Raw genomic sequence first — 12144 nt, 5'->3', positions numbered from 1 at the left:
GACCCAAGTCAAGTGGGCCGTGTACGGTCCGGGGCGAACGCATAGCTCGCCCATCCTGCAATGACTGGGTCAACGCTTAATTTTCGCATGTTATTCCCGGGTTTGCGAATCGTCCTCGCGCGCGCGAGCGGCTCTGCCGGCCTGGGCAGTGGTGCCCGCAAGCGATCCGGCATGGACAACGCTGCCCGCACCGCCCGCCGGCTTCCGGGGACGGATTCGAAGCGGTCAGAAACGTGTGCGTTCGGTGTCCGCCAGCCAGCGCGGCAGGAAGCCAGAGGCCACGGCGTGCGCGATCAGCCGCGCGAGCCCGTGTTCCGGGTCGAGTTCAAGCGCGGCGAGCGCGTAGATCTCGGCCATCGTCGAGCCGCCCAGCGCCCATTCGAACCAGGCGATGACGGCATAGGCGGTGGCACGCACGTCCGGATGTCCCAACGGCAGGTACGTCTTGAGGAAGGCGATGGACAGCATGACGTCCCGCGGCTGCGGCGAGCGCGGGGAGAGTCCCACGAGTTTCCGTGCAGCGTCGGGACGGGAACCGACACGACGCGACAGTTCGCACAGCCTCCGGCCGTCGAATCCGGTGAGCAGCGCGGGCGGGAAGTCGGGGTGGTCGAAGCTCAGGATCATCTCGAGGGCATCGCGGGACCATTTCTCGGCCAGCAGAGCGTCGAGCGCCATCACCGTCGGCAGGTCCATGAGCCCGTGCAGACGCCCCTCGTCGAAGGGCTCATCATCACCGCGCATCGCCTCCAGACGAGGGTAGACGTCGGCGAGGATGGAGAAGGCCTCGTCCATGTCCATCCATTCGTCCGTCCGGCCCTTGCGACTGTGGGCGAAGGCCTCTGCCGTCATCGGGGCGATGACCAGCTCCTCCGGGTCTTCGGCCGGATTGGATCCCCCGGCCACGAGTTCGGTGGCGCACACCGAGGTGGTCGCCGCGATCAATGGTGTGCTGTCGTATCCCCCGTCGTCGATGCGTCCGAACCGATCGCGGCTGACCCACCAGGCGCTGAGGGTATCGATGCCTCCGGCAGCGAACGACTCGGCGAGTTCGTCGATCGCAGCGCGGACGAGCCCCCGATGGACCTCGGCGTATTCGTCGTCCGAGTCGTCTCCCACCTCGGCGTCGTCGTCTCCCACCTCGGCGTCGACACCCACCGCTTCAGCACTGCTGTCGCCTGCTGACTCGGCATCGCTGCGGGCAGTCGCCTCGGCGTCTGCGTCCTCGGCTGCCGCGCCAGTGAGCGAGCCGATCGGCTCGGAGGCGAGAGGATCGATTCCCTCGGGGCCCGGCGCATCGATCGGCTGATAGTCCTCGTCGTAGAGGATGAGGAAGACGCCGGTGACGGTGCAGACTCGAGACACGAGATCGACGTACCCGTCCCCGCCTTCGGCGATGATCTGGGCAGCGGTCTCCCGCGTGAAGTCGGTGCGCAGGGTCGTCGCACAGCTCTGGGTCCCATCGGCCTCGGAGCCGACGATGAGGGCCACGAGGCTGTTGCGCGGCGTATAGCCCAGGGTGTGGGGGATGATGCCGATGATGTCCTCGGGTGAGCGGGCCGGTGTTCGCATGGGTTCTCCTCGTCTCGAATGCTGCAGGGCCGCGACGCTGCGGTCGAGCTTCCACTGAATCCGATCCCGCAGTCATGCGACCACGTGCGTCCGACGCCCTGTGGACATCGGAATTCGATCCACAGGCCGGCGGCGGTCGAGTCGCCGTCGCTGTCCCCACGAGGATCCGGCCCGAATTGCCACGAGCGTCTGACTGGCATAGAAGTGAGGGGTGGCGAAGAGACGGATATACACAGCACCTGGCTCGCAAGTGGTCGACATATCGACGGGAACCGCGCGGCTGGAGAAGCTCGACGGCGAGCTCGACTCCTACGTCCTCCATGTCAACGGGGTCCCTTCGTCCTCGATCACGCTGAGCGACCCGCAGCGCCTGGATTTCGAATACCTCGACTGGATGCGTCGTGCCATCGACGTCACATTCCCCGAGCGGACGCTGCGGGCCGTGCACATCGGTGCGGCCGGCTGTGCGCTGGCCCGAGCCCTCGATGCCGCACGCCCGGGATCGAAGCAGACGGCGATCGACATCGATGCCGCCCTGCTCGACTTCGCCCGTCGGTGGTTCGACCTGCCCAGCTCCCCCGCTCTGGCCCTGCGCGCCGGTGACGGAGCCGTGGAGATCGGGAGTTTCAGAACCGATGCCCTCGACGTCCTCGTCCGCGACGCCTTCGACCACGACTGTGTGCCGGCGGCTCTGCAGACGGGAGAGTTCTTCGCCGCCTGCGCCGATGTGCTCAAGGATTCCGGACTCTACGTCGCCAATGTTCCCGATGCCGGGGACCACCGGGTCCTCAGAGCGGAGCTCGGCGCGCTCGGAGAGCATTTCGCGCATCTCGCCGCGGCCACCGAACCGGCGATCCTCAAAGGCCGCAGGCACGGCAACGTCGTCGTACTGGCTTCGAACACTCCGCTGGACACGGCCGGTCTCGACCGCAGTCTTCGCACCGCCGCCAGTGCGGCGACATTCCTCAGCGGGCGAGGACTGCGCTCCCGCCTCGGGCTGTGAGCCGAGCGGAGACTCCGATGTGAGAAACGCCCCGAGGCGAAATGACGTCCCGACTACAGTCACCGACGAAAGTTCGGCATAATTGAATGCCGACCCAAGAAGGTGAGATGACGGAAACTTCAGAAATTCGCGTCGAGCAGGCCAAGCTCGACGAACTCTACGCCCGACTCGATGAGCTGCGGGAGGAGACGACAGCCCGCCTGGGAACGGTGAGGATCTCCGAGGTCGGAGGCAACCACCAGCATCGCACCGAACGCGACGCCTTCGCGACGCTGTACGAAGATCAGCTCATCCGCCTCGACAGTGCCGAGGAGGGGCTGTGCTTCGGTCGCCTCGACCTCGTCGATGAGGACGACCCCACCTATATCGGCCGGATCGGTCTCACCGACGCCGAGCGCCAGCAGATCCTCATCGATTGGCGCGCACCGGCCGCGGAGCGCTTCTATCAGTCGACGGCAGCCAACCCGGACGGCGTCGCCCGTCGTCGCCACCTCGTGACCGGCAACCGGAAGGTCACCGGCATCGAAGACGACGTGCTCGACATCGACGCCCTCGACGATGCGCAGCGTTCGAATCTGCAGGGCGAGGGAGCACTTCTCGCCGCTCTCACCAGCCACCGCACCGGCCGGATGGGCGATATCGTCGCCACCATCCAGTCCGAGCAGGACGCGATCATCCGGCGCCCGCTCTCCGGCGTGCTCGTCGTCCAGGGAGGGCCGGGCACCGGCAAGACCGCTGTCGCCCTGCACCGGGCCGCCTTCCTCCTCTATCGCCACCGCGAACGGATCGCGAAGTCCGGTGTCCTGCTCGTGGGACCGTCGACTGTGTTCCTCAAGTACATCGAGAAGGTGCTGCCCAGCCTCGGTGAGACCGGTGCCGTCCTCCTCACCCCCGGTCAGCTCTATCCCGGGCTCGACACGGACGCCTCCGATGCTCCGGCCGTGGCGAGGATCAAGGGACGCTCGGTCATGGCCGAGGTCCTGAAGAACCACATCGCGAACTATCAGCGGGTGCCGGAGCGCGACGAGGAGCTGCGCGTCGGATCTCACACGATCGTGCTGCGCCGGAAAGACGTCCGCAGCGCCCGCGATCGGGCCCGTCGCAGCGGCGATGCCCACAACGCCGCGCGCAGCGGCTTCGTGACCGGGCTGCTGAAGATCCTCGCCGAAGACCTCGCCCGCGAGATGGGTCTGGATGCCGCGGGTGAACGCCTGCCGGAGCTGCTCGAAGAGCTGCGGTCGAGCATCGACGTTCGCCGTGCCCTCAACCTCGCTTGGTTCCCCATCGGCCCCGGCGGTGCCCTGCGGGCCCTGCTCGGCAAGCCGCACAAGCTGCGTGCCGCCGCCGGCGATCTGCTCAGCCCCACCGAGCAGGCGACCCTGCTCGAGCATCGGCGCGAGGAATTCACGGTCGAGGACGTGCCTCTGCTCGACGAGCTCGCCGAGCTGCTCGGCACCAGCCCGCAGCCGACGCAGGCACGGGACGACTCTGCCCGCGAATACGCCGAGGCCGTGGTCGACATGACCGAGACCGGCGGCATGGTGTCCGCTGAGATGCTCGCGGCCCGGTGGGAGGAGGAAGGACCGGCGACGACCCTGGCCGAACGCGCTGTCGAGGACCGGGAGTGGACGTACGGCCACCTCGTCGTCGACGAGGCCCAGGAGCTCTCCCCCATGCAGTGGCGCGCGCTGTTCCGCCGCGTCCCGTCGAAGTCGGCGACCGTCGTCGGCGACCTCGCCCAGTCCTCGCAGGTCGACAATGCTCGAACCTGGTCGTCGATCCTCTCCGAATTCGTCGGCGACCGTTTCGCCCTGCAGGTGCTCACCGTGTCCTATCGCACACCGCAGTCGGTGATGGATCTGGCGAATCGGTACCTGCACCGTCATTTCCCACAGCTCGAACTCGTCGAATCGGTGCGTCAGGGCGGCGCCGACCCGCAGCTGGACACCTTCGCGTCCGAATCCGAAACGCTCAGCGCACTCGCCGAGGCGATCGCTGCGGAGAGCGCGGCGGCCGAGGGCGGAAAGATCGCCGTGATCGCTGATGAGAGCCTCATCGAGCCCATCGCCGAGGTGCTCGCCGGCTTCGACTTCGGCCGCGCGGTCAGCGGGCTCGACCACCAGATCGCCCTCATCACCCCGCAGCAGGCCAAAGGCCTCGAATTCGATTCGGTGATCATCGTCGAGCCCGGCCGCATCGCCCCGGTCGGCAGCGAAGCGGGAGTCGGCGGTCTCTATGTGGCTCTGACCCGGACCACGGAGCGGCTGCGCATCCTCGCCTCCGCGCGCACCGAGCTCAGCGAGCTGTTCTCCCCCGAGGCCGACCGCCGCGCCGGCTGAGCCGGAAAACCAGTTGATCATCAACCCGAAAAGTAGAAGGCCGCTTGGGTTCGGCTTCCCCTCCGAACCGCAAGCGGCCGCGCGCCGTAGCGCGCACTCTCAATACTACACAACTATTCGGGTGCCGAGGCACTCGCAGGGAAGATTTCTGAGAGGAATTTTCGACATTCCCAGTCAGTGATCAGCTGGTGGAGGATCAGTCGGCGAAGTCCTCGGGCAGAGGTTCCCTGGACTGCCCTGCCTGCAGCAGCGCATCCGCCCGGAGGGAGTCGATCGCGGCCTCGAAGTCCTCGAGTGAGTCGAAGCCCTGATAGACGCTGGCGAAGCGCAGGTAGGCGACCTGGTCGAGTTCGCGCAGCGGTTCGAGGATCGACAGCCCCACCTCGTCGGCATCGATCTCGGCGATGCCCTTCGAACGGATGTTCTCCTCGACCCTCTGGGCCAGCTTCGCGAGATCGTCGTCGCTGACCGGACGCCCCTGGCAGGCCTTGCGCACGCCCGACATGATCTTCTGCCGAGAGAATTCCTCGGTCACACCGGAGCGTTTGATCACCGACAGGCTCGTGGCCTCCATCGTCGTGAATCGGCGACCGCAGTGGCGGCACTGTCGCCGGCGGCGGATCGCGGCGCCGTCTTCGCTGGTCCTCGAGTCGACGACCCGCGAATCGGACTCACGGCAGAAGGGACAACGCATCTCTACTCCTCGAACCTGATGTCGACGGCCCGGCCATGTGCCGGGAGCTGTTCGCTGGCGGCCAATGCATCGATGTGCTCGGCGACGGCGGCCAGGGCCTCACGATCATAGTCGATGACCTGGCTGACCTTGATGAATGAGTGGACGCCGAGGCCCGAACCGTGCGCGGCGGTGCCCATGGTCGGCAGCACGTGGTTCGACCCAGCGCAGTAGTCTCCGAGCGCGACCGGAGCCCAGTCGCCGAGGAACACGGCTCCCCCGTTCGTGATCCTTCGCGCCACCGCGGCGGCATCGGCCGTGTGGACCTCCACGTGTTCGCCGGCATAGCCGTTGACGACGGCGACGCCGGCGTCGAGGTCGTCAACGAGGACGATGGCCGACTGCCGTCCGGCCAGAGCCGTGGCGATGCGCGCGCTGTGCTCGGCCTGTGGAACCTGTTCGGCGAGTTCCGCATCGACCTGTGCGGCGAGTTCCGCGGAGTCGGTGACGAGCACCGAGGCGGCCAGTTCGTCGTGCTCGGCCTGGCTGATCAGGTCGGCGGCGACGAAGCGCGGATTCGCCTGAGCATCGGCGAGGATGATGATCTCCGTCGGCCCGGCCACCGCGTCGATGCCGACCCGGGACCGGACGAGGGACTTCGCCGCGGCTACATACGCATTGCCCGGGCCGGTGATGAGATCGACGGGTTCGAGCTCCTCCTCGTCGTCGAATCCGTAGGCCAGGGCGCCGATGGCCTGGGCGCCGCCCATCGCCCACACTTCGTCCACACCGAGGATGCGGGCGGTGGCCAGGACAGTCGGGTGCGGCAACCCGTTGCTCTGGGGAGGACTGGCGATCGCCAGGGAGCTCGCCCCCGCGGTCTGAGCGGGGACCACGTTCATGATCACCGTCGAGGGATAGACGGCGAGCCCGCCCGGGACGTAGAGCCCCACCCGCTCGACGGGCAGGTGGCGGGTGGTCACGAATGCGCCGGAGGCCAGTTCGGTGCGCACATCCGCAGGACGCTGATCGGCGGCGACCTGCCGAGCACGGTCGATGGACTCGACGAGCGCGGCCTTGACCGCAGGATCGAGTTCTGCCTCGGCGGCGGCCAGCGCGGATTCCGGCACGCGCAGCGACTCGGGGCGCACCCCGTCGAAGCGTTCGGTGAGATCCTTGACCGCAGCGGTTCCATCGGTCGCCACATCCTCGAGCAGGTCGGCCACGCGGCGTTCGATATCGGCATGGGCCTCGGCGGCTCGGGGAAGCCGCTGCGCCAGGAATCGCTTGTTCAGGTTCTCGCCACGGAAGTCCAGAATGTTCACGGAGCCATTCTAGTCGCCGTCCGTCACTCCGGCTCCCCCGGCCCAAGCTTCGGACCGGGCGCGCCTCAGCCGCTGAGGCAGCGAGAACCGAGCAGGGCCTTGAGGTCTCCGTACAGGCTCGGATTCGGATCCACGCGGATCGAGCGGTCGAGTCGCATCACCGTCTGCCGTCCCGGTTGGGACAGGGTCAGGTGCACGTCGGTCTGGCCCTTGTTGGATTCGAGGATCCGTTTGAGCTTGGTCGCCATCTCCTCGGTCGCCTTCTCCATGGGCATCATGAGATTCAGCGGCCGATCGTTGGGATCGGTGACATCGGGAATCGTCATCGACATCGCCATCAGCGACGTCGGGCGGTCGTCCGATGTCCGGATCCGTCCGGTCAGCGAGATCACGAGGTCGGTCGCCAGCAGGCTCGCCACGGGTTCGTAGGTGTCGCCGAAGAACATCACTTCGATCTCGGCCTCGAGGTCCTCGAGGGTGACGATCGCATAGGGACGCCCGGAGTTCTTCGACACCTTGCGCATGACCTGCGTGATCATTCCGCAGACCTTGATCTGCGATCCGTCGTGCCGGTGCGATTCGGGGTCGACGACCTCGGCGATGGAGGCCTCGGATTCGGCGGCCAGCACGCCTTCGAGCCCGTTGAGGGGATGATCGGAGACATAGAGCCCGATCATGTCGCGCTCGAAGGCGAGCTTCTCCTTCTTCTCCCACTCCGGACGGTCGGGGATGGCGACGGAGAAGCTCGGCGAGTCGTCTCCCCCGCCGAACCCGGCGAACAGGTCGAACTGGCCGTTGGCCTCCTGGCGTTTGACCCCGATGACCGAGTCCACGGCCTCCTCGTGGACTTCGACGAGCGAGCGGCGGCTGTGTCCGAGGGAGTCGAAGCCGCCGGCCTTGATGAGGGATTCGATCGTGCGCTTGTTGCACACGTGGCTGGGCACCTTGTCGAGGAAGTCGGTGAACGAGGTGTAGGCACCCTTCTCGCCCCGCGCCTCGACGATGCCTTCGACCACATGGGAGCCGACATTGCGCACCGCGCCCATGCCGAAGCGGATGTCCGTGCCGACCGGGGTGAAGTGCAGCGCGGAGTCGTTGACGTCCGGCGGCAGCACGGTGATGCCCAGGCGACGGCATTCGTTGAGGTAGATCGCGAGCTTATCCTTGTTGTCACCGACCGAGGTCAGCAGTGCGGCCATGTACTCGGCCGTGTAGTGGGCCTTGAGAAAGGCGGTCCAATAGGACACGACCCCGTAGGCGGCCGAGTGGGCCTTGTTGAACGCATAGTCGGAGAACGGGAGCAGGATGTCCCACAGGGCCTGGGCGGCGGCCTCCGAGTAGCCGCGCTCCTTCATCCCGCTGAAGAACCCGACCTGCTGTTTGTCCAGCTCGGCCTTCTTCTTCTTGCCCATGGCGCGACGGAGGATATCGGCTTGTCCGAGAGAGTAGCCGGCGACCTTCTGCGCGATCGCCATCACCTGCTCCTGGTAGATGATGAGGCCGAAGGTGGTGTCGAGGATGTCCTTGAGCGGCTCCTCGAGCTCCGGGTGGATCGGGGTGACTTCCTGCAGACCGTTCTTGCGCAGGGCGTAGTTCGTATGCGAGTCAGCGCCCATCGGACCGGGACGGTAGAGGGCCAGCGTCGCGGAGATATCCTCGAAGTTGTCGGGCTTCATCATCCGCAGCAGGGCACGCAGTCCGCCGCCGTCGAGCTGGAACACGCCGAGGGTGTCACCGCGGGTGAGCAGCTCATAGGCGGCCGGGTCATCGAGCGAGAGATGCTCGAGGTCGAGGTCGTAGTCCCGGTTGGCCTTGATGTTCTCGACGGCGTCGGAGATGATCGTGAGGTTCCGCAGACCCAGGAAGTCCATCTTGATCAGTCCGAGGCCCTCGGACGTCGGATAGTCGAACTGGGTGATGACCTGGCCGTCCTGGAACCGACGCATGATCGGGATGACGTCGATGATCGGGTCCGAGGACATGATGACGCCGGCGGCGTGGACGCCCCATTGGCGTTTCAGTCCTTCGAGTCCCTTCGCGGTCTCGAAGGTCTCCCGCGCCTCGGGATCGGTGTCGACGAGTTCGCGGAACTCGCCGGCTTCCTTGAACCGCTTGGCTTCCGGATCCTCGATGTCCTTGAGCGGAATGTCCTTGGCCATCTCGGCCGGCGGCAGCGCTTTCGTCAGCCTCTCGCCCATGGAGAACGGCTTGCCGAGCACGCGCGCCGAGTCCTTGAGCGCCATCTTCGTCTTGATCGTGCCGTAGGTGACGATCATGGCCACGCGTTCGTCGCCGTACTTCTCGGTCACATACTCGATGACCTCGCCGCGGCGACGATCATCGAAGTCGACGTCGAAGTCGGGCATGGACACGCGGTCCGGGTTGAGGAAGCGCTCGAAGAAGAGTCCGTGCTGGAGCGGGTCGAGGTCGGTGATGCGCATGGCGTAGGCGACCATGGAGCCCGCACCCGAGCCTCGGCCGGGTCCGACGCGGATGCCGTTGTCCTTCGACCAGTTGATGAAGTCGGCGACGACGAGGAAGTAGCCGGGGAAGCCCATCGAGATGATGATGTCGAGTTCGTAGTCGGCCTGTCGCCGCACGTCCTCGGGCACGCCGTCGGGATACCGGTAGTCGAGTCCCTTCGCGACTTCCTTGATCAGCCAGGAGGTCTCGTCCTCACCGGGCGGGCAGGGGAACTTCGGCATGTAGTTCGCCTCGGTGTCGAAGGACACCTCGCATTTCTCCGCGATCTCGAGCGTGTTGTCACAGGCCTCGGGGAATTCCCTGAACAGAGCGCGCATCTCTGCCGGAGACTTCAGGTAGTAGCCGGATCCCGAGAAGGCGAAGCGCGACCCGCCCTGATCATAGGTGGGTTCGATGAGTTTGGAGCCGGACTGGATGGCCAGCAGCGCCTCGTGCGCCTTCGCATCGGATTCGTGCGTGTAGTGCAGGTCGTTGGTGGCGACCAACGGAATGTCCATCTCCTTCGACAGACGGATGAGGTCCTTGGTCACGCGCTTCTCGATGGACAGACCGTGGTCCATGAGCTCGACGTAGTAGTTGTCCTTGCCGAAGATCTCGCGGTACTTCCCGGCTGCCGCACGCGCCTCTTCGTACTGCCCCAGGCGCAGACGGACCTGGATCTCACCCGAGGGGCAGCCGGTGGTGGCGATGAGCCCGTCGGAGTAGGTCTCGAGCAGGTCCTGGTCGAGGCGGGGCCATTTCGAGGTCACGGAGTCCAACGAAGCGTACGAGGAGGCCTTGAACAGGTTGCGCATGCCTGTGTTGTTCCGCGAGAGCAGTGTCATGTGGGTGTACAGACCGCCGCCGGAGAGATCGTCGCGCTTCTGCGATTCGTCGGTGCGCCATTTCACTCTCGTCTTGTCGCGCCGGTCCGTGCCCGGAGTGACATAGGCTTCGACCCCGATGATGGGTTTGATGCCTGCCGCGGTCGCCTGCGACCAGAAGTCGAACGCGCCGAAGAGGTAGCCGTGGTCGGTCGTGGCGATCGCGGACATGCCCGAGGCCTTCGTCGCCGCCATGAGATCTCCGAGGCGGGCCGCACCGTCGAGCATGGAGTATTCGGTGTGGACGTGGAGGTGGACGAAGTCCTCGTTCGGCACTGGCAGCCGCCTTCCTGATCTGGCCTGTGTTGCGCCCCCAGCTTAGTCCATCCCAGCTGGTCCGGACCGCCCGGAGGAGTGTTCCCTGCGGCACCTCGCCGACCGCAGACACTCGTGCCTCAGTGCGGCCGGATGCGGTCGATCGCCGTCTGCAGATCATCCGGGTAGCCGCTTTCGAATTCGACCCATTTGTGCGTGTCGGGATGCTGGAATCCGAGCTTCACAGCATGCAGCCACTGCCGTTCGAGTCCGAGCTCCTTGGCGAGCACGGGATCGGCCCCATAGGGCAGATCGCCCACGCACGGATGCTTGGTCGCAGAGAAGTGGACCCGGATCTGATGCGTACGGCCGGTTTCGAGATGGACCTCGACGAGAGCGGCACGACGATGGGCTTCGATCACCTCGTAGTGGGTGATCGCGTTCTTTCCGCCCGTGCGCACGGCATAGAGGCCGTCGTGCTTCGGGTGCCGGGCGATCGGGGCGTCGATGGTGCCGAGCACGGGATCGGGCAGCCCCTGGACGAGCGCGTGATAGGTCTTCTCGACGGTGCGTTCCTTGAACGCCCGTTTGAGCACACTGTAGGCGTATTCGCTCTTCGCCACGACCATCAGCCCGGAGGTGCCGACGTCGAGGCGCTGCACGATGCCCTGGCGTTCGGGGGCGCCGGAGGTGGCGATCCGGAAACCGGCCGCGGCGAGTCCCCCGACGACGGTGCGCCCGGACCAGCCGAGGGCGGGATGAGCGGCCACCCCGACGGGCTTGTCGACGACGACGAAGGCGTCCTCGTCGTGGACGATCTTCATTCCCGGCACCGGATCCGCGACGACTTCCAAGGGCCGCTGCGACTCGGGCATCATGATGTCGAGCCGTTCGCCGGCGATGACGCGATCGGATTTGATGACCGGACGCCCGGACATCTGCACTCCCCCGTCTGCGCAGATATCGGCGGCGGCGGTGCGGGAGAGCCCCAGCAGCTTCGACATCGCAGCGTCGACGCGCTGGCCTTCGAGCCCTTCCGGGACCAGGATTGAGCGTTCAGTCATGGGAGTCCTCTTTCACACGTGTGGAGTCCGATCCGTCGATCTCGATGCCCTTGAGACTGGCGACGACGAGCGTGACTGCAGCGGCGGAGATCGCGATATCCGCAACATTGCAGATGAACAGCGACAGATCGATGAAGTCGACGACGGCGCCGTGCAGGAAGGCCGGTTCGCGGAACAGACGATCGACGAGGTTGCCGAAGAGCCCGCCCAGAAGGAGGCCGAGACCGGTGGCCCAGGCGGTTGAGGCGAGTTTGCGCGACAGCACGAGGATGGCGATGAATACCGCGACGGCGATGAGCGGGAAGACCCAGGTCACATTCGAACCGAGGCCGAGGGCGGCGCCGGGGTTGCGGTAGAAGGTGAAGCCGGCCAGCGAGCCGATGACGGGCACCGGCGGACGATCCTCGAGCAGGCCCACGGCGAGGAACTTCGTGAACTGATCGATCACGAGCACGAACGTCGCGATTCCGAACAGCAGAGCCAGCATGGCGGCGCGAGGTCTCTTCACCCGTGAGGCAGGATCGTTCATTCGGATCATTCTAGCCCACCGTCCGCGCTCTGGCGTC

General features: G+C 66.2%; 8 protein-coding genes. 2 read left to right on the top strand and 6 right to left on the bottom strand.

All coding sequences use genetic code 11. The features are described 5' to 3' along the window. Positions 1 to 225 precede the first annotated feature (225 nt). Positions 226 to 1572 carry a DUF4192 family protein gene (locus tag IIE29_RS07900; RefSeq protein WP_209324701.1) on the bottom strand — a complete coding sequence of 449 codons (1347 nt, stop codon included), beginning with the start codon at positions 1570 to 1572 and terminating at the stop codon, positions 226 to 228. 250 nt (positions 1573 to 1822) lie between these two features. Here IIE29_RS07900 and IIE29_RS07895 point away from each other — a divergent pair, with 250 nt between their 5' ends. Further along, complete coding sequence (locus tag IIE29_RS07895; protein WP_343071843.1) at positions 1823 to 2575, top strand: spermidine synthase; 753 nt, start codon at positions 1823 to 1825, stop codon at positions 2573 to 2575. A gap of 107 nt (positions 2576 to 2682) precedes the next feature. Continuing rightward, positions 2683 to 4914 carry a HelD family protein gene (locus IIE29_RS07890; RefSeq protein WP_209324699.1) on the top strand — a complete coding sequence of 744 codons (2232 nt, stop codon included), beginning with the start codon at positions 2683 to 2685 and terminating at the stop codon, positions 4912 to 4914. A 196-nt stretch (positions 4915 to 5110) separates the two neighbouring features. On the opposite strand, the gene nrdR is transcribed toward IIE29_RS07890, so the two are convergent. The 5 genes from nrdR to IIE29_RS07865 all read right to left on the bottom strand — a co-directional run bounded on the left by nrdR (position 5111) and on the right by IIE29_RS07865 (position 12107). Next, a complete protein-coding gene (nrdR, locus tag IIE29_RS07885) occupies positions 5111 to 5608 on the bottom strand; it encodes a transcriptional regulator NrdR (RefSeq protein ID WP_209324698.1) in 498 nt (165 codons plus the stop codon). A gap of 2 nt (positions 5609 to 5610) precedes the next feature. Beyond that, entirely contained in the window at positions 5611 to 6912 is a 1302-nt protein-coding gene (gene hisD / locus IIE29_RS07880) for a histidinol dehydrogenase (protein WP_209324697.1), read from the bottom strand. 65 nt (positions 6913 to 6977) lie between these two features. Continuing rightward, positions 6978 to 10487, bottom strand: a complete 3510-nt coding sequence (dnaE, locus tag IIE29_RS07875; RefSeq protein WP_246475841.1) for a DNA polymerase III subunit alpha — start codon at positions 10485 to 10487, stop codon at positions 6978 to 6980. A 167-nt stretch (positions 10488 to 10654) separates the two neighbouring features. Continuing rightward, entirely contained in the window at positions 10655 to 11578 is a 924-nt protein-coding gene (locus tag IIE29_RS07870) for an RluA family pseudouridine synthase (protein WP_209324696.1), read from the bottom strand. After that, a complete protein-coding gene (locus IIE29_RS07865) occupies positions 11571 to 12107 on the bottom strand; it encodes a signal peptidase II (RefSeq protein WP_209324695.1) in 537 nt (178 codons plus the stop codon). Before IIE29_RS07865 ends, IIE29_RS07870 begins: the two co-directional genes overlap by 8 nt. Positions 12108 to 12144 lie beyond the last annotated feature (37 nt).

Source organism: Brevibacterium renqingii, assembly GCF_017808095.1.
Lineage (GTDB): Bacteria > Actinomycetota > Actinomycetes > Actinomycetales > Brevibacteriaceae > Brevibacterium > Brevibacterium renqingii.
The sequence above is the reverse complement of the archived record's forward strand: the minus strand, read 5'-3'. Positions and strand labels throughout refer to the sequence as shown.

Bases quoted from the DNA above. Each gene is read 5' to 3' on its own strand.
- IIE29_RS07865 (WP_209324695.1), bottom strand. From the start codon at position 12,107: ATGAACGATCCTGCCTCACGGGTGAAGAGACCTCGCGCCGCCATGCTG.
- dnaE (WP_246475841.1), bottom strand. From the start codon at position 10,487: ATGCTCGACGGTGCGGCCCGCCTCGGAGATCTCATGGCGGCGACGAAG.
- nrdR (WP_209324698.1), bottom strand. From the start codon at position 5,608: ATGCGTTGTCCCTTCTGCCGTGAGTCCGATTCGCGGGTCGTCGACTCG.
- IIE29_RS07900 (WP_209324701.1), bottom strand. From the start codon at position 1,572: ATGCGAACACCGGCCCGCTCACCCGAGGACATCATCGGCATCATCCCC.
- IIE29_RS07870 (WP_209324696.1), bottom strand. From the start codon at position 11,578: ATGACTGAACGCTCAATCCTGGTCCCGGAAGGGCTCGAAGGCCAGCGC.
- IIE29_RS07890 (WP_209324699.1), top strand. From the start codon at position 2,683: ATGACGGAAACTTCAGAAATTCGCGTCGAGCAGGCCAAGCTCGACGAA.